Origin of the sequence: Marinobacter nauticus, assembly GCF_003634635.1 — a bacterium.
GTDB classification, from domain to species: Bacteria; Pseudomonadota; Gammaproteobacteria; order Pseudomonadales; family Oleiphilaceae; genus Marinobacter; species Marinobacter nauticus.
This window is the reverse complement of record NZ_RBJB01000008.1, coordinates 38,517-63,571: the sequence shown is the minus strand read 5'-3', so window position 1 is coordinate 63,571 and position 25,055 is coordinate 38,517. Positions and strand designations below refer to the sequence as shown.

Sequence of the window (25,055 nt, the reverse complement as noted above, 5' to 3'; positions counted from 1 at the left end):
GCCACGACGTCGCCGGCGCCCTGCGCGGGCACTCAGTACCGGAGATCAGTCTTTTCGGTTATGACGCAGGTTGTCGATGATGGACTCCAGCGCCCGATCAAAGATCAGGCCGTCATCCAGCATGGTGATCGCCTGCTCCTGCAGAGCAATCGCCAGGTCATCCCGATGATATTCCGCCACCTTCGCACCACTGCGGTTAACAAAGATGTACTTGCCGGTGGCCTTGATGAAGGCCGCCAGCTTGCAACGGACCCTGGTCTCGTCTCTGGCCATCTCAACCCAGGATCCAACTCTCAGGCCGTCCGCCTTCGCCAGCCATTCCGCCGACGCTACTGGTGATTGGATCTCCGCGGATTCCTCGGCGACGGCTGCCGTCTCAACGCCGGCTGAGATCTCAGCAGGCTTGACTGACGCAGGTTCAGTCACCTCGTCAACCACCTCCGGCGCAGGTTCCGATTGCTCGGGAGTTTCCGCCGGCTCTGCCGGAGCTTCAGGTACCTCAAAATTCTCAATCGTGGGTGCCTTGTCTTCAACAACCGGCGCGGTCACCAGTTTCTGGAAAACATCGACATGGGCAAGCTCCAGGTCCCGGATGGCCGCATCGGTTGCAAACGGATCCCAGGAGATCTCCTGAAGCGCCTTGCGGAGCTCTTCCACCACCTCTGGAATCATTCGCAACAGTTCCGCCCGGGTATCAGAAGACACCGGTCGCGGGTCAACACTCCACACCAGCCGCTCGCTGATGGCCTTTGCCTGCAGCCATTGCTCGCTTTCTTCACCCTCACGCAACACCACCCACTGCAGGTAACGGGTCCAGGGCTCGTTCAGCACCTGTAAAACCGGCTCGGGAATGTCCCGGCCTGCAGTGTGCTCACGGATAACATCGGTAGCAGCCTGACTGGCACGTTCCTGCCGGGCGCGTCCTTCTTCGGCATCCCGAAGGCGCTGCTCAACCAGCTCGCGACGGCGGCGATCCAGATCCATGAAGTGACCAAAGTCCTTCAGCAATTCCTCGAACAGCCCTACCTGATCGGTGTATTCGGTGAGCACCCGACCCACCACTTCCTCAATTTTTTCCCGAAGCGGATCACGCATTCCGGCACGTTTCTCGCTCCAGCCAATGGCGGCCAGGGCAAGTTCGTTGAGGAGCTTGCGAACCGGATGGCCACCACGATTGAAAAAGTTCTTGTCGCTGAGTGCGACCTTGAGCACCGGAATCTGTAGCCGCCCGATCAGCGCCTTCATAACCGGATGCAACTGCCGATCTTCGAGAATGAAATCAAACAGCATTGAGACCAGGTTGATCACGTCACTGTCGACCTGCCCTACTGAGAATCGCTTCCCTTCCGGACCCTGCAACAGCGGCTGTAACTGCTGGCGCAAAGGCACCACATTGTCGCCTTCACCCTGCGGCGCTGCGCCCTGCAGTTCGTTCAGGCGCGCCATCAGACGATCGGTATCCAGAACAGCGCCGGTTTGTGCCATACCGGCACTACTGGTCTCTCCCTGGTGCAACAGCGCACTCAGCTCACTGAAAGTAGGCGACGGTCCATGGCTATGGGCAGTACCTTCGGCAGCCGGGGCTTCCTCTGCCGGCGCTGGCGAACCGCCTGCCTTTGGCGCACTGCGACCCGGCGCTACCTGAGCACCACCCACCGGAGCCCGCTTCATGTCAGGCAGCACGCCGGCGGCGATCAGGGTTTTGTTGCATTCCTGGTAGAAATCGCTGAGCTTGTCCACCAGCAGGCGCTCAAACAGCTTCAAAACCACAAGCTTGGCACGGATATCAATATCCAGATCGGTGCAAGCATCCGAAATAGCGCCACAAATGACTTCCGGGCTGAGAGGCATTTGATCGTCAGAGAGATCCAACTGTGGAACAAGATGGCGAATCCGGGCCGCCAACATCCTTACCGGCTCCTGGTATCGATTCCGCAGGCGATTGGTCAGGTTATCTATCGCTACCTGCTGTTCAAGGTCAGAGTGATCCACCAGGCTGAGGGAGTCCTGGTCCACTTCTTCCAGTGAACCACCGGAGCGGGCAGGTTTGAACTTACCCAGCTCATTGAAGGCCTGGCTGACGTATTGCAGGACTGACACTGTCATTGCCTTCCGGCGCAGTCGCAGCTCCCGCATGGCGTCGAAGTAGGCAGTCTGGTCCTGGTTGGAGCCGGCCCGGTCTGCGAGGGCAAACAAACTGTCGTCAGCCTGTTCGAAAAAACTGGCAAGTACCGCCTTGAGTGACTGACCCGATGTGTCACGCAGTCGCACCAGCTCTACCGGTAACGAGAACCGGCTCACCGGCTTCTGACCGGCCAAGCGGACTACCTTGTTATCGTGCGCCATGTGGATGCTCCGGAATCGATCAGCTGATGGTACTTAAACCTTTATAGGATTACATCATACGGGCGAGTGTCGTCACCTTGTGTCAGAATTTGTCACCTTTTGTGTCAGCAGGAACTGCATCACACTTCAGACCACTCACACCTCCATTTGGCGAATCGATAGCGCTGGCAGTAGAATTGCCCTCCACAATTTTCCAAGCCACCATCAACCTCCGGACGTCCCAATGATTTCTGCCGAACTGCTGCGCCAGGCCCGTATCGAATCCGTTGCCCAGAGTCTGCGGGAAGATATTGGCGATGGCGACATCACCGCCCAGCTGATCCCTGCCGAAAAACTGGCAACAGCAAGGGTAATCACCCGGGAAGACGCCCGCCTGGCTGGAAGCGCCTGGGTGGAGGAGGTTTTTCACCAGGTGGATCCGTCAGTGACACTCCAGTGGCAGTTTCACGATGGCGACGACGTACCCGCCAACGCCGTGATCTTCCGCATGCAAGGCCCGGCCCGCTCGCTTCTGACCGCCGAACGCGCTGCTCTTAACTGGTTGCAGACCCTGTCTGGCGTGGCAACAGCCTGTGCCCATTACGCTCGCCGGGTGTCCCATACCAACGTACGCCTTCTGGACACCAGGAAAACCCTGCCAGGGCTGCGACTGGCCCAGAAATACGCGGTGACTTGCGGTGACTGCGATAATCACCGGCTGGGACTCTGGGACGCATTTCTGATCAAGGAAAACCACATTGCCGCCTGCGGCTCCATTGCCAATGCGGTCGCCGAAGCGCACCGCATTGCACCAGGCAAACCCGTGGAAGTGGAAACCGAATCGCTCGCCGAGCTGGACCAGGCTCTTGAGGCCGGGGCCGACATCATCATGCTGGACGAGTTCTCGCTTGCCGACATGGCTGAAGCGGTAAAGCGGAATGCCGGAAAAGCCCGCCTTGAAGCTTCCGGTGGCATCAACGCGCACACGCTGGTGCCCGTTGCCGAAACCGGCGTGGATTACATCTCTATTGGCGCACTGACCAAAGACGTACGAGCCATCGATTTGTCCATGCGCCTGGAGTAATCCAGTCCCGGAATAATCAGCGGCCGCCAGAGGACAACAGCCGATCCATCTCCTCAAGCGCTGAGATCAGCTCACGGCCGGACTGCTCACGCCCACGGAAATGCTCTTCTGCCATGGGCGCAATACCAGATACCTCTGGCAGCGCGTGACCGGCTTCCACCAGCGCCTTCATTTTTTCAAGAAACACGAACTGCAGCCACTGGGTAAAGTCCATGGTATCCAGGCAGAACGGCTGTGTACTCTGGAACGCCTCCGGTGGCAGGCCTTCTGTCTGCCAGACACCCAGTTGCCGAAGTTCAATTTCAATCTGCAGCAAACCGTCGGTCACCTGATCCAGGTGGCGTGCTTTTTCACTCATGGGATTCCTCTCAGTCTGCCAATGGCTCCAGCTCAACAGACTCCCCATGCAGCACACGGTATAGATCCTCATACTGGCGTGTGAGCGTGTGTTTCGGAGCCATGTGAATCAGCGGTTGGCGACTCTGGTGCGATTCTTTCATCTTGACGGAACTGGACAGGCGTACCGGCAGCACCGGCAACCCCTCCTCCGTCAGCTCCCGGACCAACTGCCTGGGCAGGCTCGCCCTTGGCTGGAACTGGTTTGCAATGATGCCCTCAACAACCAGCTCCTCATTATGATCCTCCTGCAATTCGCGGATTTCATGGAGGATGTTGTAGAGCGCCTGGCGGGAGAAATCATCGCAGTCGAACGGGATCAGGCAGCGCTGGGCAGCAATCAGGGCAGAACGGGTGTAGAAATTCAGGGCCGGGGCGGTATCGATATAGATCTCATCGAAACTGTCGCTGAGCTTTTTCAGAAACTCCCTGAGCTTGTAGATCTTGTGCTTGGCTTCGAGTTTGCGTTCCAGAAAATCCAGCTCAGGGCTGGATGGCAACACGTACAGGTTGTCGAATGACGAGGCGTGTACAAACTCGTCAGGTCGACGATTGAAGACACTGAAGGCGACCGTCTGCTCCAGCAGATCGGCAACGGTATCTTTCAGTTCAGCCGCCGGTTTGCCCAGCAGGTAGTGGGTGGAGTTGCCCTGCGGGTCCAGATCCACCACCAGGGTACGCTTTCCTCTTGCGGCGCTGATGGCCGCCAGATTACAGGTGATACTGGACTTGCCAACGCCACCTTTCTGATTGAATACAACCCGTCTCATGTCGTCTCTCCAATGGCCTTTATCGTTATTAATCCCTTTACCGCTACCATCCCATCACGGCTTTCACAAACGGAATGGTTAAACGTCGCTGGGCCTGCAGCGAATTCTCATCCAAGGTATCCAGCAGCCCCAGCAGATCACCCAGCTTTCTCGGGGCCCTGCGCATGATGAAGCCGGCAACATCCTCGCTCATCACCAGCCCGCGCTGCTCTGCCCGGGCCATCAGGATTCGCTGCCGGTCCTCATCCCGGTACACGCCCAGCTGAATGAGCAAGCCATGCGCCAGACGGGATCCCAGGTCTGCCAGTCCGAACGGCAGCGAAGCGGGCACCTCGGACAGACTGACCACCAGCAGGCCATTGCGATCCAGCACCCGGTTGTACAGGTGGAAAACCGCCTCCTCCCAGCCGGGATCAGCCGCGGCATGCTCCAGATCGTCAAGACAGATCACATCATGACTGTCCAGGCCCGCCAGGGCGTCCGGGCCGAACGGCAGCAGCTCGACAATGCTGATGCAGACGGCGGTCTTCCCCATCTGCTCGGACTCATGGCAGATCGCCTGCAACAGATGGCTTTTGCCGGTATCGGAATCGCCACAGATCACAACCACCGGAAGCCCCGACGGCTCCCGGCACACCAACTCCAGCCGCTGTGCGGCCGAACGGTTACGGTCACCGTGAAAGTTGTCGAAGCGGGCATCGTCCCGGAGCTTGACCCCCAATACCATTTGTGAGGCTTTCATGACCGTTTCGCCCTCCAGGCCCGCAAACTCCACACGGCAACATAGTGGCCCCCGCTCACCAGCGCGCTGACGGCAACCAGCCAGATCCCGGTGTCGATTACCCAGGGCTGCATGGGCAAACCCGCCAGCAGGATGATAATGGCGAGCGCCACCAGTATCTGGATAAACGTGTTGATCTTGCCCGGAATACTGGGTTCCATATCGAAGCGGCCGATGCCGTAATGAAAAGCCAGGCCGCCGCAGACAATGACAAGATCCCGACCCAGCACCAGGGCAAACAGCCACAACGGAAGTACACCGGTAATGGTGAGCATGAGATAGGCCGAAATCAACAGCGCCTTGTCCGCGAGAGGGTCGGCCACAGCGCCAAGCCGGGAGCGCCAGTTGAAATGACGGGCCAGAAACCCGTCAAAGGCATCGGTCAGTGCGGCAACGAAGAATATCACCAGAGCCAGCCGGTAGTTACCTTCCAGCAGTGCGCCGGCGAACGGCACGATCAGCACCATTCGCAGGAATGTCAGTGCATTCGGGATCCAGCGCCACTGCCTAGAACTCACCGGGCCGCCTCCATCAAGCCATCAGCTTCGGTCGCCGCCAGTGGCGCCGGGAGCGGGTTGCCAGCGGTAATAAAGTACCTGGTACAAAGACTCAAAAGCCTGTTCGGCATCCTGCTCATCGCCCGGAGCCAGGGGCTGATAGCTGAACCCAGCCGTCTCAGCACTATCCTGCGCATCCGTTCCGGCCGATGCTTCGGTATCGTTCCGGGAACCGGCCTCGCCTGTTTGCGCCGTACCATCCCCTTCCGAGCCAGTAGCCTGGCTGTTCTTGCTGGCCGTTATCGGCTCTGCAGGCTGCTCCGCCGGCACAAATCGTGCGTCCAGCGCGATATGCTCCTTCAACTGGTCAAGTTCTCCGGAGAATGCCACCTCCACGGTCAGCCGGTTGCCACGAACCCGTGACGCACCAACAGACACTACCGGAGTCATGTCCTGCAGTGCCCGGGTCACCTGGCCGTAATCTGCCAGCGTCGTTACACCCTCAAGCACCATATCAACTTTCGGAGCCTCACCCGCCTCGCCGGCTGTGACCGCATATCGGCTGGCGTATTGCTCTGTCCAGCGATCGATTAAAGCTTGCGCCAACTGTTCCGGCGTATCGGCATTGACCGACTGCTCACCTGCATCGAGCCCCATGCCTTCAACCACCCAGCCTGCGCGCCATTGGCCGCCGGAACGACTGATACGAACCAGAGCCAGGGCGTCGTGGGACAGATCGTCTGAAGCTTGCTGGATGCGGCCGACAAACTGGCCCCACAAATCCGACAGCAAGGCCCGGTCACCGGCATAGGTCTCCGGCGGGAAGGCGATGGGTAGACCGCGATCGGCCGCTGCTGATAAGAGATGTTGTGCCCAGAGCCCCTCATTACTTCCCGGCGCTGAATCCGCTGCACGGGTAAGTAATTGCCGGTCTCCCCGGTCTTCCACGGCAATCCAGGCCAGCGTCAGGGGGCGGTTGGCGCCCCATACCGGCGCCTGCACAGACGCCAGCGCGCGGTTGACCCCGACGGCTCCGAAACTCATCTGCAAACGTGACTGCCCCGCGGTACGGTTCACCTGATAAGACAGCAACATGGACTCGGCGTCTGCCAATACCTCGTCTATCCCTTCGAGTTCCAGCACCTCACGGGTTCCGGACACCCTCACCATTACCTGACGCAGCCCTTCAGCGTATCCGGCCTTCAACGCATCCGCCGAGGTGCCTGCAACCGGAACATCGGCCGCGTAGAGTCCCGACACGCTGACCGCCGATGCCGGGCCGGCCGAGAGTACCCAACAGACTGCCGCCAACAGAAACGCAGCAACTCGCCCGTTCCTGGCTGTTTTCACTGATTCGGTCATGAAACACCTTGCCATTCCCATGGTTGGCGCACAGGATACACCATCACCAGAGCCGAGAGTAGCAAGCACAGGTTGCAGTCAGGCAATCTGAAACCGGCAATATTGCCTGTGCTCCCAATTCCATTTGGAGCCCCCGTGCGCACCTGTTAAAATCCGCGCCTTGACTCACAGGCCTACGGTTATTTTCCATGAGCGAACAGAAGCCCTCCCTGACCTACCGCGATGCCGGCGTGGACATCGACGCAGGTAACGATCTTGTCAACCGAATCAAGAGTACTGCAGCGCGCACCCGTCGCCCGGAAGTACTCGGCGGCCTCGGCGGCTTTGGCGCCATGGTATCGATTCCGGCAGGCTACAAAGAGCCCGTACTGGTTTCTGGCACGGACGGCGTAGGCACCAAGCTTCGGCTTGCCATGCAACTGCAGAAGCATGACAGCATCGGCATCGACCTGGTGGCCATGTGCGTGAATGACCTGGTGGTCGGCGGCGCCGAGCCTCTGTTCTTTCTGGACTACTACGCAACCGGCAAGCTGAATGTCGACGTTGCCGCTCAGGTAGTTGAAGGCATTGGCCAGGGTTGTGAGCAGGCCGGATGCGCTCTGGTTGGTGGCGAGACCGCCGAGATGCCGGGCATGTATGAAGGCGACGATTACGATCTGGCCGGCTTCTGTGTAGGCATTGTGGAGCGTGACAAGATCATTGACGGTAGCCGCGCGCAGCCGGGTGACGCCCTGCTGGCGCTGGGCTCCTCCGGCCCCCACTCCAACGGCTACTCGCTGATTCGCAAGATTATCGAAGTCAGTGGCGCAGACCTGAGCCAGTCGATGGGCGACACCACACTGGCCGACGCCCTGATGGCGCCCACACGCATCTATGTGAAGAATCTGCTTCAACTGATTCGCGAAGTCGATGTTCGGGCCCTGTCGCACATTACCGGCGGCGGCCTGCCCGAGAACATCCCCCGGGTACTGCCCAAGGGCACCATAGCCGCACTCGACACCCAGAGCTGGGAGCTGCCCCCGGTATTCCAGTGGCTTCAGAATGCCGGCGGCGTAGCCCAGGAGGAAATGTATCGCACCTTTAACTGCGGTATCGGCATGGTCATCTGTGTACCGGAAGACCAGAAGGCACTGGCCATGGACACCCTGAATGCCATGGGTGAAAAGGTATGGCAGATCGGCGTAATGGAAGCAGCCGAATCCAGCGATGCTGAGCCCGTTGTTCGCTACGCACCGGGGCTTTTGACGGCATGAAGGCAGATCCGGCCCCCGTTCCGAAGATCCTGGTGCTCGCCTCTGGCAGCGGCACCAACCTGCAGGCTTTGATCGACGCCACCCGGGAACGCGACTTTCCGGGTGAGATCATTGCCGTTGGCTGCAACAAACCGGGCGCGTTTGCCCTGGAGCGCGCCGCCCAGGCCAATCTCACCACCTTTGTGGTCGACCATACAAAATATGGCTCCCGAGAAGAATTCGACGCCGCCCTGCTGGCCGAAATCCTTCGCCACAATCCGGATCTGGTGGTGCTGGCCGGCTTCATGCGGATTCTGACCAGCGACTTTGTCCGCGCATTCCGTGGCCGGATGCTTAACATTCACCCTTCCCTATTGCCGGCCTACACCGGCCTGAACACCCACCAAAGGGTCCTGGAAGCCGGTGACCGTACCCACGGCGTGTCCATTCACTTTGTTACCGAGGAACTGGACGGCGGGCCGGTCATCGCCCAGGCGGAAGTTGCCGTGGCAGAGGATGACACTCCGGAGTCCCTGGCGGAAAAAGTTCAGCAACAGGAGCACGTGCTCTACCCCATCGTCGTGCGCTGGTTCTGCGAGGGTCGCATTCAGCTAGGCGCTGAGGGCGTTCTGTTTGACGGCGCGCCCATCGAGCGTCCCATGCGACTGCCGGCGAACTGAACAGATTGTCATCACAAGGCCTCGCCGAACCAACTACACTGTCGCTAGCGTAGACGGTCAAAGAGGCTTTTTGATGCACACAGACAACCCCCACAAACCACGTTTTCAGCTCTGGGCAGCCCTAATTGCCGGCATGATTGCGCTGCCGGCGTCCGCCGCCGATGTAGATTACGCCCCTCTGGTGCCCTATGAGGCCCGCTACACCGCCTCCATGTCCAAAGGCGTCAGCCTCAACGGCGAGGGTGTTCGGGAACTGACAGACCAGGGCAATAACGTCTGGCTGTACCGTACGGATGTCGACTCTTTCATCGCCGATATCAACGAATCACTGATTTTTCGCTGGGAAGATGGCCAGGTGATTCCCCTGCGCTACCGCTATCACCTCTCCGGTTTCCTGATCAAAGATCGCAAACAGTCCATTGATTTTGACTGGCAGGCAGGCATTGCCACCGGCAGCTATCGTGGCGATAAGTTTGAAGTGGAGTTACGAGACAACACCCTGGACCCCTTGGGCTACCAACTGCAACTCCATCAGGACCTCAAGGCAGGCAAACGCGATGTCACCTACCAGGTGCTGGACAAGGGGGATTACGACGACGACCGCTTTGCTGTCATCGACGAAGATAGCCTGAGCGACAATGGCCGCACCATGAACACCCTGAAGGCGGAAAAAGTCCGGGACGAAGACTCCAAACGCCAGACCCTGATGTGGTTTGATCCGGCCCGGGATTACCTGCTGGTTCGCCTGCTCCAGGTAGAGCCGGACGGCAGCGAGTACGAGCTGAAACTCAAAGACGCGACACTGGCCGATTAATCGGCCAGTCCCTGCTCGGCCCACACCGCTTTTACTTCTTCAGCGATGATTCTCAGCCCCTCAGCCACCCGGGCATCGTCCTGCGAATAGGTGACCCTGAGGCACTCATGGCGATGACGCCAGCCGTCCTCGGGCAAGCCCGGGAAGAAATAATGCCCGGAGACCACCAGCACACCCCGAGCCTTGAGGCGCTGGTAAAGCTCCAGACTGGAGACTGGCAAATCCGGGAACCAGAGCCACAGGAACATGGCGCCTTCCGGTTTGTGGATGTACCAGCGACAACTATCCTCGCCCATGGCGTCCCGGAACACCGATACCGCCCGCTCCATTTTTGCTTTATAGAACGGGCAAACCACATCCCGGCTCAGGGACAAAATCTCTCCGGAGCGCACCAGCGGTTCTGCCAGCATCGCACCAAAGCTTCCGGTGGCCAAGTTCATGATGGCGTTAATGCCCGACAGTGCCTTGATGATGGACTCTTCGGCAATAACAATCCCGGTTCGCGCCGCCGGCAGGCCCAGCTTTGACAGGCTCAGGCACAGGATGACCTGCTCATTCCAGGTCGGCTGCGCGTCGACAAACAGCAGGCTCGGAAATGGCGTTCCATAGGCTCCGTCGACAATCAGCGGAATATCGTTTTGCCGGGCCAGTTCTTCCAGCCGGGCCAACTCCTCATCGGTGATGACGTTTCCCGTGGGGTTTGTGGGCCGGGATACACAGATAGCGCCGGTTTCTCCGGTCACCTCCAAGGCGTCAAAATCCACCCGATATTTGAATTCATGGGCATCGGTGAAGGAGATGTCCGGCTGTACCGCGTGGAACAGCCCTTGCTCAATACCCGCATCGGCGTAGCCAATGTATTCGGGCGCCAGAGGCAGCAGGATATGCTTGTGATGGCCATCACCGTAATCGCCGCCAAACATGTTGAACAGCATGAAGAAGGCGGCCTGACTGCCGTTGGTCAGCGCGATGTTTTCAGGTTTCAGGCCCCAACCATATTCTTCGTTCAACAGCCCGGCCAGGGCGGCGATAAACTGCTTTTCCCCCTGAGGGGGGTCGTAAATACCCACCAGCCGACGCACGTCAGCTTCATTGGATGCCATCTCCGCCAGAATACTCTGAACTCTCTGCTGGATCTCCGGAATGTGGCCGGGGTTACCACCGCCCATCATGATCATGTCTTCACCCGAGGCCATGGCATTCCCGAGATCGTCCATCAGGGAAGTAATGCCGGCATCAGCGGTGAATTTACGACCGAAAGCAGAGAGTTTCATGATTCATTCCGTTCAATAAAGTACTGAGGGAGGTTACAGCCAGTGTAGCTCGGTTGCCTTAGTCAGCCTTCCAGGGAGATACCCAGGTTACTGACACCGTCGTTGGCGGCACCGGCTCGCAGTTCAGCCAGGAAGGCTTCTTTGGGTGTTCGCTGCTTTTTCAGCGCCATGACGGTGTCGCGCTGAAACAGTTTGTCGTCCTTGAGCAGTGGATGGTGCTCAAACACGCGCACCAGTTCGTTTTCATCCAGCCCCTCACCTTCGGACATTTCAACAAAATCCATCACGGTGCGGGTCGCCAGCTGGGAGGCTTCGGTGGCGCGATGCTTGTTCGGGTTCAGACGGTTCAGCAGCGCCTGCTCAAGCAGCTGGCAGAAATCGAAGGCCGGGTAGACACCGTAGGCATCGTACTCGTCGACATTGGGGCACAGGGCTTCGAGTTTGCTGAGCAGCTGCGGGATGGCGGCATCGGCCACGTCTTTCTGGAGCATGTCCCAGGCCAGATCGAGCAACTGGCGCATCTTGCCGCCGGTTTTCAGGCCAACGGCGTCGGCGAACAGGGCGTAGTTGGGAAATGAACGTTCGGCCAGGGCCAGCAGGAAGGCGCATTCGCGCCAGCCCTGCAGTTGTGAGACGGCTTTGAGAAACTGGTTGGCGTTCATGTCCTGGGCAGGGTCACGCCGGTCTGGCCAAGGTACTTGCCGCCGCGGTCTTTGTAGCTGGTTTCACAGATTTCGTCGGATTCGAAGAACAGCATCTGGGCGACGCCTTCGTTGGCGTAGATTTTCGCTGGCAGGTTGGTGGTGTTGGAGAATTCCAGGGTTACCTGACCTTCCCACTCCGGTTCCAGCGGCGTGACATTCACAATGATGCCGCAGCGTGCATAGGTGCTTTTGCCCAGGCAGATAGTGAGTACGCTTCTGGGTATGCGGAAGTATTCAACGGTGCGCGCCAGAGCGAAGCTGTTCGGCGGGATGATGCAAACGTCGCCGGTGTAGTTGACGAAGCTGTTCTCGTCGAAGTTCTTCGGGTCTACGGTGGCGCTGTGGACGTTGGTGAAGATTTTGAATTCGTTGCTGCAACGTACGTCGTAGCCGTAGCTTGAGGTGCCGTAGGAGATGACGCGGCCTTTTTCGCTTTCCCGAACTTGTCCGGCTTCGAAGGGTTCGATCATGCCGTGCTGTTCGGACATCCGGCGGATCCACTTGTCGGATTTGATGCTCATGGTGAATTCTCGTTTCCAGCTGGGAAAATTGGGGCGTAGTTTACCTGTTCCCTTAGGGTCTGTCGAAGGCTTCCAAAAACGCTACGGCGGGGGCTGCGGCATCAGGGTGCCCTGTCCAAAAACCGCTACTAGCACATCCTTGTGCGCTTCTCTCCGGCCATCCATGGCCTCCGAAATTTTTGGACAGGGCACCCTGATGCCGCGATTCAGCCTTCGAGTGGAATTCCTCTACATTTTCCTGACTTATTAATGCTCAGTTACGGAAACACTGGAAATCGTCCCACCAAGATTCCGCTCGCGGGTGGACAGCTCCGCCCCCACCCTTCTGGCGATGTCGCGGTAGCGTCTTGCCACTTCCGAATCCGGCTCGGCAACCACAGTCGGGGCGCCGCTGTCGGTCTGTTCGCGGATGGTCATGTGCAAGGGTAGCTGGCCCAGGAGGGTGGTTTCGTATTCTTCCGCGATGCGTTCGCCACCGCCGTGGCCGAAGAGGGGTTCTTCATGGCCGCAGTTGGAGCAGATGTGGACGCTCATGTTTTCGACTACGCCCAGCACCGGGATGTCGACTTTGCGGAACATTTCGATGCCTTTTTTGCCGTCCAGCAGGGCGATGTCCTGGGGAGTGGTGACGATGACGGCGCCGGTGACCGGGACTTTCTGGGCCAGGGTGAGCTGGATATCGCCAGTGCCGGGAGGCATGTCGATGATGAGGTAGTCGAGTTCATCCCACAGGGTTTGCTGGAGCAACTGCATCACCGCACCGCTGACCATCGGGCCGCGCCAGACCATGGGGGTTTTGTCGGTGGTGACGAAGGCCATGGAGTTGGCTTGCAGGCCGTGGGCCAGCATGGGGACGAAGTATTTGTTTTCGCGTACGTCCGGGCGTTTGCCTTCGGGTACGCCGAGCATCATGCCGATGCTGGGCCCGTAGATATCGGCGTCGAGGATGCCAACCCGGGCACCTTCGGCGTGCAGGGCGAGAGCGAGGTTGACGGCGGTGGTGGATTTGCCCACGCCGCCTTTGCCGGAGGCGACTGCGATGATGTTTTTCACACCGGGGACGGCCGGCAGGTCTTTGTTGGTTTTGTAGCTGTGGATTTTCTGGGCTACGTGTACTTCGGCACTTTCAACGCCATCGACAAACTCCAGAGCGTTGGCGACGATCTGTTTCAGACCACCAGCGATGCCTTTTGAAGGGTATGGCAGTTCGACCATCAGGGTCACGTTGCCGCTGTCGTCTGCGCTCAGGTTTTTGACGGCTCCCAGTTCGTACAGGTCTTTGTTCAGGTAGGGGTCCCGGTATTCGCGAACGGCGGCTTCGAGGGCCTGTTGGGAAATCTGGGTCATCGGGGTCTCCGGAATAAGCTCATAAGCTTGAATGCAGGTGAAAAATGATGGCTCGGAAGGTATCATCTGTGCCCGTTTCTGACCATATGGGGTCTTTACCTGGAACAATCAATTGCGATTGGCGCCGGAACCCCGTTTTTGTCTTTCCAACCCGACTCAACATAAGGTTCGGACATCACCATGACGCAAGCGAGCAAGCAACAGCGCGATATTCTGGTTACCAGCGCCCTGCCCTACGCCAACGGGCCCATTCATCTGGGGCACCTGCTGGAATACATTCAGACCGATATCTGGGTGCGCTTCCAGAACATGCGCGGCCACAACTGCTACTACGTTTGTGCAGACGATGCTCACGGCACTGCCATTATGCTGCGGGCCGAGCGTGAGGGGATTACCCCGGAGCAGCTGATCGACCGGATTCGTCAGGAGCATCAGGAAGATTTCGCGGGCTTTCACATCCGTTTCGACAATTATTACTCCACGCACTCGGAGGAGAATCAGTACTTCTCGGAGTACATCTACCGCCAGCTCAAGGACAATGATCACATTGCCACGCGCAAGATCACGCAGTTCTTTGATCCGGAAAAAGAGATGTTTCTGGCGGATCGTTTCATCAAAGGCACCTGCCCCAAGTGCAAAACCGAAGACCAGTACGGTGATAACTGTGAGGCCTGCGGCGCCACCTACACACCCGCCGAGTTGATCAATCCCCGCTCTGCGGTGTCTGGCGCTACCCCTGTGGAAAAGGAATCCGAGCATTACTTCTTCAAACTGCCGGAGTTCCACGATTTTCTGAGCAAGTGGACGCGCAGCGGTGCTCTGCAACCCCAGGTGGCCAACAAGCTGGCCGAGTGGCTGGATGCGGGCCTGCAGGAGTGGGACATCAGTCGGGATGCGCCCTATTTCGGGTTTGAGATCCCGGATGCACCAGGTAAGTACTTCTACGTTTGGCTGGATGCACCTATCGGCTACCTGGCCAGCTTCAAGAACCTGTGCAACCGCGAGGGCATCGATTTCGAGCATTTCTGGAAGAAGGATTCTAGTGCCGAGGTGTACCATTTCATCGGTAAGGACATTATCAATTTCCATGCCCTGTTCTGGCCTTCGATGCTGCACGATGCGGGCTTCCGCACGCCAACCGCGGTTTGGGCTCATGGCTTCGTGACGGTGAACGGCAAGAAAATGTCCAAGTCCCGCGGCACCTTCATCATGGCGCGGACCTACCTGGACCACCTGAACCCGGAGTACCTGCGCTACTACTTCGCCGCGAAGCTGACCGGCGGCGTGGATGACATGGACCTGAACCTGGAAGACTTTGCCGCCCGGGTGAATTCCGATCTGGTGGGCAAGGTGGTGAACATTGCCAGCCGCAGTGCCGGTTTTATCACCAAGCGCTTTGACGGCAAGCTGGGCAAGGTTACCGAGCAGGACAAGCTGAAAGAGTTTATTGATGCCGGTGAACAGATTGCAGAGTTCTACGAAGCCCGTGAGTTCGGCCGCGCTATGCGTCGGATTATGGAGCTGGCAGACATTGCCAACCAGTACGTGAATGATGAGCAGCCCTGGGTGATTGCCAAACAGGACGGCCAGGATGACCAGCTGCAGGCCATCTGTACCAACGCCATCAACATGTTCCGCCTGCTGATGACCTATCTGGCACCGGTACTGCCGAAGACCGCCGATGCAGCCCAGTCGTTCCTGAATTCACGCCTGGACTGGAACAACCGTGCCGCCCTGCTCGAAAACCACGGCATCGACAAGTTCAAGCCGCTGATGAACCGGGTGGATATGGATCAGATCGAAAAGATGCTGGAGGCCTCCAAAGAGGAACTGCCGGCAGCCCAGGGCGACAGCAAGAAAGAGGCGGCAAAGGATCTCGAACCGATCGCCGAGGAAATCGAGTTCCCGGATTTTGCCAAGGTGGATCTGCGAGTCGTCAAGATTGTCAAAGCAGAGCATGTGGAAGGCGCTGACAAACTTCTTCGACTGACTCTTGACGTGGGGCATGGCGAACGCAACGTGTTTGCTGGTATTAAGTCCGCCTACAAACCGGAAGATCTGGAAGGTCGTATGACCGTGATGGTCGCCAACCTCAAACCCAGAAAGATGAAGTTCGGTATGTCCGAAGGCATGGTACTGGCGGCCGGCCCCGGTGGTAAGGATATCTTCATTCTGTCTCCGGATTCCGGCGCTGTGCCGGGCATGCGGGTGATGTAAAGCAGAGACTGAGACGCTCCGATGACAGAGTATTTACTGATTCTGGTCAGCACCATTCTGGTGAACAACTTTGTGCTGGTGCAGTTCCTGGGGCTATGCCCTTTCATGGGCGTTTCTGGGAAACTGGAAACCGCCATGGGCATGTCGCTGGCAACCACGTTCGTACTGACCCTGTCGTCGGTGTGCAGTTATCTGGCCTACACCTACCTGCTGGCCCCGCTGGATCTCGCTTTCCTGAAAACCATCACCTTCATCCTTGTGATTGCGGTGGTGGTACAGTTCACCGAAATGGTGGTACGCAAGACCAGTCCGCTGCTGTATCGGGTTCTCGGGATTTTCCTGCCCCTGATCACCACTAACTGCGCGGTATTGGGTGTAGCCCTCCTGAACCTCAACAAAAACAACAACTTTGTGGAATCTGTGCTTTACGGCTTTGGCGCGGCCGTCGGGTTCTCCCTGGTGCTGGTGCTGTTTGCCGCCATGCGCGAGCGCATTGCCGTATCCGATGTGCCGGTGGCCTTCCGGGGCGCAGCTATCGGGATGATTACCGCAGGGCTCATGTCGCTGGCTTTCCTGGGCTTCACCGGCCTGGTCGCGGTCTGACGGAGCGGTTGTTATGTGGACGAGTTTCCTGATTGCCGTTGTGGTCCTGCTGGCGCTTGCCCTGGTCTTTGGCGGGCTACTGGGATTTGCCTCTGAACGGTTCAAGGTTGAAGGTAACCCACTGGTTGACCAGATTGATTCGCTGCTGCCGCAGACACAGTGCGGCCAGTGTGGCTTCCCCGGCTGCCGGCCCTATGCCGAATCCATTGCCAACGGCGACGCCATCAACAAATGTCCGCCCGGTGGTGAAAGCACCATCAAGGCGCTGGCCGACCTGCTGGATGTAGAGCCACAACCGCTGGACGCAGAACACGGTGTTGAGCAGGCCAAGCGGGTGGCAGTTATTCGCGAGGACGAATGCATTGGCTGCACCAAATGCATTCAGGCCTGCCCGGTAGACGCCATCCTGGGCGCCGCCAAGCACATGCACACCGTTATCGAGAGCGAGTGCACCGGCTGTGACTTGTGCGTGGAACCCTGCCCGGTGGATTGCATCGACATGATCACCATCGAGCCGGATATCCGTACCTGGACCTGGACACCTCCAGTGCCCCAAATCATCGCCACCGATCGCCAGGGAGCCAGCGCCTGATGACTCAGCTGTGGGATTTCACCGGCGGCATTCATCCGCCCGAGAACAAGCATCAGTCCACGGCCCGCCCGATCCGCAAGGCCGCCATGCCCGATCGCCTGGTATTGCCATTGCAACAACACATCGGCGAACCGGCAGAGTTGGTGGTTGCGGTGGGCGACCGGGTACTGAAGGGTCAGAAAATCGCAGACGTTACCAATGGCATGGGCGTGCCGGTGCATGCTCCCACTTCGGGGGTGATCGAGGCCATTGAACAACGTCCGGTTCCCCACCCGTCCGGTATGGCGGACTGGTGCGTGGTACTGAAACCGGATGGCGAAGACCAGTGGTGCGCCCTGTCACCGATTGACGATTACAAACAACTTGACCGGGAAGCGGTGCTGCAGCGAATTCGCGAAGCCGGCATTTCCGGCATGGGTGGCGCCGGTTTTCCTACCGATATCAAGCTGAGGCCTCCAAGGGATCGCAAGGTCGATACCCTGATTCTCAACGGCGCGGAATGCGAGCCCTACATCACCGCCGACGACATGACCATGCGCGAGCAGGCCGCCGAGGTGGTTGCAGGCCTGAAAGTGATGGCGTGGATTCTCCGGCCCTCCCGGTGCGTTGTCGGCATTGAAGACAACAAGCCCGAGGCCATTGCCGCCATGCGCAAGGCGGTGGCGGGCACTCAGATTGAAATTGCGGTGGTGCCCACCAAGTACCCGTCTGGTGGTGAAAAACAGTTGATACAGATTCTGACCGGCCAGGAAGTCCCCAGTGGCGGTATTCCTGCCGATATCGGGGTGATGTGCCAGAACATCGGAACTGCAGTCGCCGTGGGCCGTGCTGTCTTTGAGGGCAAGCCGCTGATATCCCGTGTGGTAACCGTTACTGGCGAGGCGGTGCGGGAACCCGGCAATTTTGAAGTCCTGATCGGCACGCCGATCCATCACCTGCTCGAAACGGCAGGGATGGCGCAGGAACGTCTTGACCGGCTGATTCTTGGCGGCCCCATGATGGGGTATACCCTGACCACCGATTCCGTGCCTGTGGTAAAAACCACCAACTGCGTGATCGCGGCAACCGCGGCAGAACTGCCGGCTCCGCCGCCAGAGCAACCGTGCATCCGCTGTGGACAGTGCGCCGAGGCGTGCCCCATGGAACTGTTGCCGCAGCAATTGTTCTGGTATTCCAAGGCGGGTGAATTCGAGAAAGCAGAACACCTGAACCTGTTCGACTGCATCGAATGCGGAGCCTGTTCCTACGTCTGCCCCAGCTCCATTCCTTTGGTCCAGTACTATCGGTTTGCCAAAGGCGAGATTCGCACCCAGCGCGCGGAACAGCTGAAAGCGGATCGCGCTCGCGAGCGCTTCGAGGCACGTCAGGCCCGCCTGGAAAGGGAGCAACAGGAAAAGGAATTACGGCGCAAGGAGCGGGCCAAGGCTGCTGCCGAAGCTCAGGCCAAAAAGCAGGCGGAAGCCGAAATGGCCGCCGCCGATGGCCAGGCAAGCGACGACCGGGCAGCCAAAGCCGCCCTGGTACAGCAGGCCCTGGAACGCAAGAAGGCCAAAACAGCCGCCGACACCAAAGAGCAACCGGTACCGAGCAGCACTGAAGTGGCCGATGACAAACCCGACATAGAGGCGCTGGAGAAGCAACTCACCCAGGCAGAAGCCAAGCTCAACACCATGCAGGGCATGCTCGATGAGGCCCGGTCTCAGCAGGCGGATAATGTTGAGAAACTGGAACGTGCTGTCGCCAAGAACCATGATCGGGTGCAACGGGCTCAGCAGGCGCTTGATCAGGCTCGCAAGCAAGTGGCGGAAGAACCCGCGTCGTCTCAATAATTCAATCAGGCTGGAACTTCATGGCTCTTGCTCAACAGTCCTCACCCCATGCTCGTCGCGCGCGGCCCACGTCACGGGTCATGCTCTGGGTCATTCTGGCCGCTCTGCCCGGCCTGCTGGCCCAGACTCTGTTCTTTGGCTGGGGCAACCTGATCAATGTCGTCTGGTGCATTGCCCTGGCGCTGGGCTCTGAAGCCGCCTTCCTGAAGCTGCGCGGCAAACCCGTCGCCTTTTTCCTGCGTGACAACACCGCGGCGGTCACCGGCCTGCTGCTCGGGCTATCCCTGCCCCAGTTCACGCCCTGGTGGGTCTCCGGTATTGCCGTGGTCTCAGCAATCGTAGTGGCCAAGCAGCTTTACGGTGGTCTGGGCTCCAATCCCTTTAACCCGGCCATGGTGGGCTATGCCCTGGCATTGATCTCGTTTCCGGTCGCCATGACCACCAACTGGGCCGAAGCAGCCACGCTCTGGGGCGGCGCGCCCGGCTTTGGTGAGACCCTCGCGAAGATTTTCACCGGGGGCCAGACCGCCGTCGACGGCTGGACCATGGCAACACCGCTGGACGAATACAAACACAAGATTGCCAGTCACACGTCAGTGGAAGTGCTCGGCCACCCCACCTTTGGCAACTTGATTGCCCGGGGCTGGGAGTGGGTCAATCTGGCCTTCCTGGCCGGCGGCGTCCTGCTGATCGCCCTTAGAATCATAACCTGGCATATTCCGGTTGCCTTCCTGGCCGGTATTGCCGCCATGAGCCTGGCCTTTGGCAGCAACGCCGACCAGTACGCGCCTTTGCAACTGCACCTGCTGGCCGGTGGTACCATGCTTGGCGCGTTCTTTATTGCCACCGACCCGGTTTCGGCAGCCACCAGCCATCAGGGCAAGCTGATATACGGTGCCGGCATCGGTGTCCTGGTGTACCTGATTCGCAGTTGGGGCAACTATCCCGATGCGGTCGCGTTCAGCGTGCTACTGATGAACTTCGCGGTTCCGTTTATCGACCATTACACACCACCCCGCACCTACGGCCATCACAAGGCCCGCCGGGGCGTCCCGGGCCGGAGTGGAGGTTGACCATGAGTGCAGTAACCACCGCCATCCGTCGAAGCGCAATCGGCCTGGGCCTGTTTGCCATTATTACCGGCGGCACCATTGCCCTGACTCAGGGGCTGACCAAAGACCGGATTCAGGAGCAGGCGGCCCGCGCCGAGGCCAGGGCACTGTTCGAGATTATTCCGGAAAGCCAGCATGATAATGACCTGCTGAGAGATATGGTCACCCTGCCTGCCAGCGAGCGGCTACCCGTTGAAGGCCCCGTGCGGGCCTGGGTTGCCAGAAAAGACGGCCGGCCTATCGGCATGATACTGCCCACCGTGGCACCAGACGGCTACTCCGGTAATATCCGCCTGTTGGTTGGCCTGGATCTTCAAGGCCGGGTATTGGGCGTTCGGGTCACCAGCCATAAGGAAACACCGGGGCTTGGCGATCGTATCGAAACCCGCAAGTCTGACTGGATCTATGCGTTTGACGGGAAGTCTCTCGGTAACCCTGCCCCCAACGCCTGGAACGTGAAGAAGAACGGTGGCATCTTCGACCAGTTCACCGGAGCCACCATCACTCCGAGAGCGGTGGTGAAAGCGGTACAGAAAACCCTGGTCTATTTTCGCCAGAACCGTGAGATCATCCGCGAACGGGTGAACGCGCCCCCGGAGCCCGGTAAGCGCCGCCTGTCTCCGGAAGCCATTGCCGCCGATACTCAACCAGCGGAGCACTCCTGATCATGAGCACGAAAACGTCCAGCGAAATCATCAAGGATGGCCTCTGGCACAACAACCCTGCCCTGGTGCAGGTTCTCGGGTTGTGTCCGCTGCTTGCCGTCACCAGCACGGTCGTCAACGCCATCGGCCTGGGCCTGGCCACACTATTGGTGTTAATGGGCTCAAACCTGTCGGTCTCCCTTATCCGGAACTTCGTCAGCGAATCCGTTCGACTGCCGGCGTTCGTCATGATCATTGCCTCGTTCGTAACCTGCGCTGAACTGCTGATGCAAGCGTTCACCTATGAGCTGTACCAGATTCTCGGCATCTTCATCCCGCTGATCGTTACCAATTGCGCCATTCTTGGCCGTGCCGATGCCTTTGCTTCCAAGAATCCACCGTTACCGGCCATTCTGGACGGCGCCATGATGGGGATCGGCTTCCTTGCGGTATTGATGACGCTGGGCGCTATGAGGGAACTGATCGGCCAGGGCACATTGTTCGCCGACATGCACCTGCTCCTCGGCCCCATGGCGGCGGATTGGGTCATCCGGCCGTTCGAACAGTACCCCGACATGCTGTTCATGGTGCTTCCACCGGGCGCCTTTGTGGGCCTCGGGTTGTTGATTGCCCTGAAGAACGGCATCGACAATCACCTCAAAGAACGCAGAAAAGCCGCCGAACCCGCTCCGGCCAGCACAGGTAGCAAACGGGTGCGCGTAACCGGCACTATTTCCTGAACCAGATCGGGCCAGCATGAACAAAGAAAAACGTACCGAGATTTTCTCCCGGTTGCGGGACGCTAACCCCAATCCGACCACGGAGCTCAATTACAGCACGCCATTTGAGCTACTGATTGCGGTCATTCTCTCCGCTCAGGCCACAGACGTAGGCGTGAACAAGGCCACCGACAAGCTGTTCCCGGTAGCGAACACGCCCGAGGCAATTCTTGCCCTGGGCGTTGACGGCCTGAAGGAATACATCAAGACCATCGGGCTGTTTAACAGCAAGGCCGAGAATGTGATCAAGACCTGCCGCATTCTGATCGAGAAACACGGCAGTGAAGTCCCGGCCCGGCGGGAAGACCTGGAAGCTTTGCCCGGCGTCGGCCGTAAAACGGCTAATGTGGTGCTGAACACAGCGTTCCGGCAGCCAGCCATGGCCGTGGACACCCACATTTTCCGGGTCTCCAACCGTACCGGTATCGCGCCGGGCAAGAATGTACTGGAAGTCGAGAAACGCTTGCTCAGGCTGGTGCCGAAAGAGTTCCTGATGGACGCTCACCACTGGCTGATCCTTCACGGCCGGTATACCTGCACAGCCCGAAAGCCAAAATGTGGCGCCTGCATTATTGAGGATCTGTGCGAATTCAAGCAGAAGCGGGACTACCAGTAGACTGTCTTGAAAGCGAACTGACAGGAACAAAAAAGCCGGCGAATGCCGGCTTTTTCAGATCTGGGTTGCGATCAACGCTGGCCCAGCATTTTCTCTTTCAGGTCTTCCTGGGCGGGCTTGTCTGACAGCCAGATACCAAACAGCGCCTTCTTGAACTCCAGGCCGCCAACGGTATCTTTCTGCTCGCCGTTCTTGAGTACGCGAACGCCTTCGCCGGGCAGGTAAACCAGATCAAACACATCACCTTCGGTGATCTCTTCCTGGAATACCGCCATGAACTGGTCCACATCCGACTGGATAGCAGACAGGTCACCATCGGTGGATGCCTTGAAGCCGTCCATGGTCGCCTCGGTCATGCGCTCGCTGGTGATCATCCCCGAGGTAATGTGCAGCGTGATGGCCTGGGGCTCATCAGCGTTGATAACCGCTTCGCCATCGCTCACCTGTTCAGGTACATAGAGACCACCCACATAAAGATCCATAAACCACTTGGAACGGGTGCCGGCGCCATTGAGCTTGAGTTCCTGCCCCATGGCAGAATAGGTATCGGGCACATCGACATCCCCTACGGTCAGGGCGGAAGCCGGGGCTGACAGAACACCGGTTAGCAAAAGGGATGCAAATCCTGCAGTAAGAGCCTTCTTCATAGTCCTTTCCTTTCGATCGTTATTATTGAGTGTTTCATTCGACACCAGGGCGACTCCCTAGATCTGCCCGGTGGCCCATTCTAACAACGAACTTTGCGGCCTGATCGCCACCTGGTTCTCATTTGCCGCCACATTTAACAAAAAAGCCGACCATGTTTCCATGGCCGGCTTTTTCACTGATCTCGTCAATCCAGTCTATTTGAACAGCAGACTTCCGGACAATCCCTCTTTCTCAAGGATCTCCCGCAGGCGACGCAAGGCTTCCACCTGAATCTGCCGCACCCTTTCCCGGGTCAGGCCAATCTCCTGGCCAACCTCTTCCAGGGTACTGATGGGATAGCCCCTCAGCCCGAAACGGCGGGAAAGCACTTCCTGCTGTTTGTCGCTGAGCTGATCAATCCACTTCTCCAGGCATGAACACATGTTGTTGTCCTGCAGCAGATCCGCAGGATCCGACGCGCCCTCATCGGCCACGGTATCCATCAGGGACTTGTCACTGCCAGCCCCGATCGGAGTGTCCATGGAGGCAACGCGCTCGTTGAGGCCGAGCATGCGTTTTACGTCGTCAACCGGCTTGTCGACCATGCGGGCAATTTCTTCCGCGGTCGGTTCATGGTCCAGTTTCTGGGTCAGCTCACGGGCGGCCCGCAGGTACAGGTTCAATTCCTTGACCACATGAATCGGCAGACGGATGGTGCGGGTCTGGTTCATGATGGCTCGCTCGATGGTCTGGCGAATCCACCAGGTAGCGTAGGTGGAGAAACGGAATCCACGCTCGGGATCGAACTTCTCAACCGCCCGAATCAGCCCCAGGTTGCCTTCCTCGATCAGATCAAGCAGTGTCAGCCCACGGTTGACGTAGCGGCGCGCAATCTTGACCACCAACCGGAGATTACTCTCGATCATGCGCTTACGGCCGCTCTCTTCCCCTTTACGGGCAAGCCGCGCGAAGTACACCTCTTCTTCCGGAGTAAGCAGGGGAGAAAAACCAATTTCGTTGAGGTACAGCTGAGTGGCATCCAGCTGCTTCTGGTTGGAGTAGTACTTTCCCTGTGCGGGAAATCCGTCTTCGACTTCTGCAGTTTCGTCTTCAGCAGAAGCTTTTTCAGGCTTGTCTTCGGCTAACAGTTGATCGTCGGCGTCTTCCAGATCTGCTACGCGATCAATGATGATATCTTCCTGTTCTACTGACATTGTTTACCCCGCCTCTCAATAATCCTGTTGTCACCCGCTACTTCTTTTTATTCCGGGAGTGTTTCAGTTTTGGTTTTCTTCAGGACATTTACTTGTTGGCTGGCAATTACCGTTGCCGTTTTTGTTCTTCTGTTTCGCGGTTTCAGTCAGGCTGTTGGGTAATACCCTCCGGGCCTCGGGCCCGTGCGCGTTTTTCAGCGCCTTGGCAAATACCTGGATGGATCTACCGGGTTGCCATTCTTGCGTATCTCGAAATGCAACTTCGGTTTGTCGGTTCCGGTATTGCCCAGTTCGGCGATTACCTGTCCAGCTTTCACACCCTCCCCTTCCTTAACGAGAATTTTCCGATTGTGTGCGTAGGCGCTCAAATAATGTTCGTTATGGTTCACGATAATCAGATTGCCATAACCTAGCAACCCGTTTCCTGCGTACACCACGCTTCCATCAGCCGCCGCCTTGACAGCATCACCGGGATTGCCGGCGATATCAATGCCTTTATTGACTTTGCCAGACGAAGAAAAGTGTGCAATTACAGTGCCAGAATGCGGCCAGTGCCACCGCACATTGGCCACCACCTGACTACCGGATGACCTGGCCGTCGGAGCGGAGGTCGCGGGTTTGGCAGCCGGTTTCGACACCGTCGCGCCTGCACCTGAACGGGAAGGGGGTGGTGATGCCGCGGGCCTGGAGGGCGCGGTCGTCCGCGCGGTCCGGGGGATCGTGCCCTTGCGATCGAGTCGAAGCACCTGCCCCGGACGAATATTCCAGGGCGGCCCGATGCCATTGGCATTACCCAGCTCCCGGTAGTCCCGGCCGTACTGCCAGGCGATCCTATACAGGGTTTCACCCTTTTTGACCACATGGGAGCCCCAGTAAACCGGGGGGTTATACAGATCGTCCTGATAGATTGCACTGGTATTGCAGCCAGAGAGCACAAGCACGGCGAGGACCAGAAGCGCCGTCATGAGGACCCGGAACAATGGAGGGCTCCGGCGCTCAGAAGCCGGGACTTCAGACCACCAAACGGGGAAATGC

25 protein-coding genes are annotated in these 25,055 nt (G+C 58.5%); 12 read left to right on the top strand and 13 right to left on the bottom strand.

The genetic code is table 11. The annotated features are described in order from the left end of the window. Positions 1-45: 45 nt before the first annotated feature. Positions 46-2,346 carry a DUF1631 domain-containing protein gene (locus C7436_RS18315; RefSeq protein WP_121208691.1) on the bottom strand — a complete coding sequence of 767 codons (2,301 nt, stop codon included), beginning with the start codon at positions 2,344-2,346 and terminating at the stop codon, positions 46-48. Between the two features lie 223 nt (positions 2,347-2,569). Between C7436_RS18315 and nadC the strand changes: the two genes are divergently transcribed. Further along, positions 2,570-3,409 (top strand): carboxylating nicotinate-nucleotide diphosphorylase, encoded by an 840-nt coding sequence (gene nadC, locus C7436_RS18310; protein ID WP_113880477.1) that lies wholly within the window; start codon positions 2,570-2,572, stop codon positions 3,407-3,409. A gap of 16 nt (positions 3,410-3,425) precedes the next feature. On the opposite strand, the gene C7436_RS18305 is transcribed toward nadC, so the two are convergent. From C7436_RS18305 to C7436_RS18285, 5 genes are read right to left on the bottom strand one after another with little or no spacing between them, the layout of a single operon-like run. Then, positions 3,426-3,767 (bottom strand): YqcC family protein, encoded by a 342-nt coding sequence (locus C7436_RS18305; protein ID WP_121208690.1) that lies wholly within the window; start codon positions 3,765-3,767, stop codon positions 3,426-3,428. A gap of 10 nt (positions 3,768-3,777) precedes the next feature. Beyond that, positions 3,778-4,575: a ParA family protein gene (locus C7436_RS18300; protein ID WP_011784466.1), complete on the bottom strand. Its 798-nt coding sequence runs from the start codon at positions 4,573-4,575 to the stop codon at positions 3,778-3,780. A 43-nt stretch (positions 4,576-4,618) separates the two neighbouring features. Then, positions 4,619-5,317, bottom strand: a complete 699-nt coding sequence (gene hda / locus C7436_RS18295) for a DnaA regulatory inactivator Hda (protein WP_113880478.1) — start codon at positions 5,315-5,317, stop codon at positions 4,619-4,621. After that, a complete protein-coding gene (locus C7436_RS18290; RefSeq protein ID WP_121208689.1) occupies positions 5,314-5,874 on the bottom strand; it encodes a CDP-alcohol phosphatidyltransferase family protein in 561 nt (186 codons plus the stop codon). The genes hda and C7436_RS18290 overlap by 4 nt, the downstream gene beginning before the upstream one ends. Before the next feature lie 21 nt (positions 5,875-5,895). Next, positions 5,896-7,215, bottom strand: a complete 1,320-nt coding sequence (locus C7436_RS18285; protein WP_121208688.1) for a DUF2066 domain-containing protein — start codon at positions 7,213-7,215, stop codon at positions 5,896-5,898. 188 nt (positions 7,216-7,403) lie between these two features. On the opposite strand from C7436_RS18285, the gene purM reads away from it, so the two are divergent. The 3 genes from purM to C7436_RS18270 all read left to right on the top strand — a co-directional run bounded on the left by purM (position 7,404) and on the right by C7436_RS18270 (position 9,941). After that, positions 7,404-8,468, top strand: coding sequence for a phosphoribosylformylglycinamidine cyclo-ligase (gene purM, locus C7436_RS18280; protein ID WP_014421896.1), 1,065 nt, complete (start codon positions 7,404-7,406; stop codon positions 8,466-8,468). Then, positions 8,465-9,127: a phosphoribosylglycinamide formyltransferase gene (purN, locus tag C7436_RS18275; protein ID WP_014421897.1), complete on the top strand. Its 663-nt coding sequence runs from the start codon at positions 8,465-8,467 to the stop codon at positions 9,125-9,127. The genes purM and purN overlap by 4 nt, the downstream gene beginning before the upstream one ends. A gap of 73 nt (positions 9,128-9,200) precedes the next feature. Next, positions 9,201-9,941: a DUF3108 domain-containing protein gene (locus C7436_RS18270; RefSeq protein WP_023007882.1), complete on the top strand. Its 741-nt coding sequence runs from the start codon at positions 9,201-9,203 to the stop codon at positions 9,939-9,941. Here the strand turns inward: C7436_RS18270 and C7436_RS18265 are convergent. From C7436_RS18265 to apbC, 4 genes are all read right to left on the bottom strand, one after another. Then, positions 9,938-11,215 (bottom strand): valine--pyruvate transaminase, encoded by a 1,278-nt coding sequence (locus tag C7436_RS18265; RefSeq protein WP_121208687.1) that lies wholly within the window; start codon positions 11,213-11,215, stop codon positions 9,938-9,940. The genes C7436_RS18270 and C7436_RS18265 overlap by 4 nt on opposite strands. A gap of 62 nt (positions 11,216-11,277) precedes the next feature. Further along, positions 11,278-11,877, bottom strand: coding sequence for a YjaG family protein (locus C7436_RS18260; RefSeq protein WP_022991707.1), 600 nt, complete (start codon positions 11,875-11,877; stop codon positions 11,278-11,280). Further along, positions 11,874-12,440 carry a dCTP deaminase gene (gene dcd, locus C7436_RS18255; protein WP_011784457.1) on the bottom strand — a complete coding sequence of 189 codons (567 nt, stop codon included), beginning with the start codon at positions 12,438-12,440 and terminating at the stop codon, positions 11,874-11,876. The genes C7436_RS18260 and dcd overlap by 4 nt, the downstream gene beginning before the upstream one ends. 246 nt (positions 12,441-12,686) lie before the next feature. Then, positions 12,687-13,787 (bottom strand): iron-sulfur cluster carrier protein ApbC, encoded by a 1,101-nt coding sequence (apbC, locus tag C7436_RS18250; protein ID WP_022991706.1) that lies wholly within the window; start codon positions 13,785-13,787, stop codon positions 12,687-12,689. 180 nt (positions 13,788-13,967) lie between these two features. Here apbC and metG point away from each other — a divergent pair, with 180 nt between their 5' ends. From metG to nth, 8 genes are read left to right on the top strand one after another with little or no spacing between them, the layout of a single operon-like run. Next, complete coding sequence (gene metG, locus C7436_RS18245; RefSeq protein WP_023007885.1) at positions 13,968-16,004, top strand: methionine--tRNA ligase; 2,037 nt, start codon at positions 13,968-13,970, stop codon at positions 16,002-16,004. 21 nt (positions 16,005-16,025) lie between these two features. After that, complete coding sequence (gene rsxA / locus C7436_RS18240) at positions 16,026-16,607, top strand: electron transport complex subunit RsxA (protein WP_014421904.1); 582 nt, start codon at positions 16,026-16,028, stop codon at positions 16,605-16,607. A 13-nt stretch (positions 16,608-16,620) separates the two neighbouring features. Beyond that, the gene (gene rsxB, locus C7436_RS18235; RefSeq protein ID WP_023007886.1) at positions 16,621-17,199 is read left to right on the top strand and encodes an electron transport complex subunit RsxB; all 579 of its coding nucleotides are present in this window, start codon (positions 16,621-16,623) and stop codon (positions 17,197-17,199) included. Then, the gene (rsxC, locus tag C7436_RS18230) at positions 17,199-19,028 is read left to right on the top strand and encodes an electron transport complex subunit RsxC (protein WP_113880484.1); all 1,830 of its coding nucleotides are present in this window, start codon (positions 17,199-17,201) and stop codon (positions 19,026-19,028) included. The genes rsxB and rsxC overlap by 1 nt, the downstream gene beginning before the upstream one ends. Positions 19,029-19,048: 20 nt before the next feature. Continuing rightward, complete coding sequence (rsxD, locus tag C7436_RS18225; protein WP_121208686.1) at positions 19,049-20,101, top strand: electron transport complex subunit RsxD; 1,053 nt, start codon at positions 19,049-19,051, stop codon at positions 20,099-20,101. Positions 20,102-20,103: 2 nt separating this feature from the next. Continuing rightward, the gene (rsxG, locus tag C7436_RS18220) at positions 20,104-20,805 is read left to right on the top strand and encodes an electron transport complex subunit RsxG (RefSeq protein ID WP_121208685.1); all 702 of its coding nucleotides are present in this window, start codon (positions 20,104-20,106) and stop codon (positions 20,803-20,805) included. A gap of 2 nt (positions 20,806-20,807) precedes the next feature. Next, positions 20,808-21,524, top strand: coding sequence for an electron transport complex subunit E (locus tag C7436_RS18215; protein ID WP_023007890.1), 717 nt, complete (start codon positions 20,808-20,810; stop codon positions 21,522-21,524). Positions 21,525-21,540: 16 nt separating this feature from the next. Then, positions 21,541-22,179 carry an endonuclease III gene (gene nth / locus C7436_RS18210; RefSeq protein ID WP_011784448.1) on the top strand — a complete coding sequence of 213 codons (639 nt, stop codon included), beginning with the start codon at positions 21,541-21,543 and terminating at the stop codon, positions 22,177-22,179. Positions 22,180-22,250: 71 nt separating this feature from the next. On the opposite strand, the gene C7436_RS18205 is transcribed toward nth, so the two are convergent. The 3 genes from C7436_RS18205 to C7436_RS18195 all read right to left on the bottom strand — a co-directional run bounded on the left by C7436_RS18205 (position 22,251) and on the right by C7436_RS18195 (position 24,985). Next, entirely contained in the window at positions 22,251-22,826 is a 576-nt protein-coding gene (locus C7436_RS18205; protein WP_011784447.1) for a chalcone isomerase family protein, read from the bottom strand. 195 nt (positions 22,827-23,021) lie between these two features. Beyond that, complete coding sequence (gene rpoS, locus C7436_RS18200) at positions 23,022-24,020, bottom strand: RNA polymerase sigma factor RpoS (RefSeq protein WP_011784446.1); 999 nt, start codon at positions 24,018-24,020, stop codon at positions 23,022-23,024. Between the two features lie 194 nt (positions 24,021-24,214). Further along, positions 24,215-24,985 (bottom strand): peptidoglycan DD-metalloendopeptidase family protein, encoded by a 771-nt coding sequence (locus C7436_RS18195; RefSeq protein WP_170155448.1) that lies wholly within the window; start codon positions 24,983-24,985, stop codon positions 24,215-24,217. Positions 24,986-25,055: the final 70 nt, after the last annotated feature.

Bases quoted from the DNA above. Each gene is read 5' to 3' on its own strand.
- C7436_RS18265 (WP_121208687.1), bottom strand. From the start codon at position 11,215: ATGAAACTCTCTGCTTTCGGTCGTAAATTCACCGCTGATGCCGGCATT.
- apbC (WP_022991706.1), bottom strand. From the start codon at position 13,787: ATGACCCAGATTTCCCAACAGGCCCTCGAAGCCGCCGTTCGCGAATAC.
- C7436_RS18260 (WP_022991707.1), bottom strand. From the start codon at position 11,877: ATGAACGCCAACCAGTTTCTCAAAGCCGTCTCACAACTGCAGGGCTGG.
- rpoS (WP_011784446.1), bottom strand. From the start codon at position 24,020: ATGTCAGTAGAACAGGAAGATATCATCATTGATCGCGTAGCAGATCTG.
- C7436_RS18215 (WP_023007890.1), top strand. From the start codon at position 20,808: ATGAGCACGAAAACGTCCAGCGAAATCATCAAGGATGGCCTCTGGCAC.
- C7436_RS18315 (WP_121208691.1), bottom strand. From the start codon at position 2,346: ATGGCGCACGATAACAAGGTAGTCCGCTTGGCCGGTCAGAAGCCGGTG.
- C7436_RS18205 (WP_011784447.1), bottom strand. From the start codon at position 22,826: ATGAAGAAGGCTCTTACTGCAGGATTTGCATCCCTTTTGCTAACCGGT.
- rsxA (WP_014421904.1), top strand. From the start codon at position 16,026: ATGACAGAGTATTTACTGATTCTGGTCAGCACCATTCTGGTGAACAAC.
- C7436_RS18195 (WP_170155448.1), bottom strand. From the start codon at position 24,985: ATGACGGCGCTTCTGGTCCTCGCCGTGCTTGTGCTCTCTGGCTGCAAT.
- nadC (WP_113880477.1), top strand. From the start codon at position 2,570: ATGATTTCTGCCGAACTGCTGCGCCAGGCCCGTATCGAATCCGTTGCC.
- purM (WP_014421896.1), top strand. From the start codon at position 7,404: ATGAGCGAACAGAAGCCCTCCCTGACCTACCGCGATGCCGGCGTGGAC.
- rsxD (WP_121208686.1), top strand. From the start codon at position 19,049: ATGGCTCTTGCTCAACAGTCCTCACCCCATGCTCGTCGCGCGCGGCCC.
- rsxB (WP_023007886.1), top strand. From the start codon at position 16,621: ATGTGGACGAGTTTCCTGATTGCCGTTGTGGTCCTGCTGGCGCTTGCC.
- C7436_RS18300 (WP_011784466.1), bottom strand. From the start codon at position 4,575: ATGAGACGGGTTGTATTCAATCAGAAAGGTGGCGTTGGCAAGTCCAGT.
- metG (WP_023007885.1), top strand. From the start codon at position 13,968: ATGACGCAAGCGAGCAAGCAACAGCGCGATATTCTGGTTACCAGCGCC.
- rsxG (WP_121208685.1), top strand. From the start codon at position 20,104: ATGAGTGCAGTAACCACCGCCATCCGTCGAAGCGCAATCGGCCTGGGC.
- rsxC (WP_113880484.1), top strand. From the start codon at position 17,199: ATGACTCAGCTGTGGGATTTCACCGGCGGCATTCATCCGCCCGAGAAC.
- C7436_RS18285 (WP_121208688.1), bottom strand. From the start codon at position 7,215: ATGACCGAATCAGTGAAAACAGCCAGGAACGGGCGAGTTGCTGCGTTT.
- C7436_RS18305 (WP_121208690.1), bottom strand. From the start codon at position 3,767: ATGAGTGAAAAAGCACGCCACCTGGATCAGGTGACCGACGGTTTGCTG.
- nth (WP_011784448.1), top strand. From the start codon at position 21,541: ATGAACAAAGAAAAACGTACCGAGATTTTCTCCCGGTTGCGGGACGCT.
- dcd (WP_011784457.1), bottom strand. From the start codon at position 12,440: ATGAGCATCAAATCCGACAAGTGGATCCGCCGGATGTCCGAACAGCAC.
- purN (WP_014421897.1), top strand. From the start codon at position 8,465: ATGAAGGCAGATCCGGCCCCCGTTCCGAAGATCCTGGTGCTCGCCTCT.
- hda (WP_113880478.1), bottom strand. From the start codon at position 5,317: ATGAAAGCCTCACAAATGGTATTGGGGGTCAAGCTCCGGGACGATGCC.
- C7436_RS18270 (WP_023007882.1), top strand. From the start codon at position 9,201: ATGCACACAGACAACCCCCACAAACCACGTTTTCAGCTCTGGGCAGCC.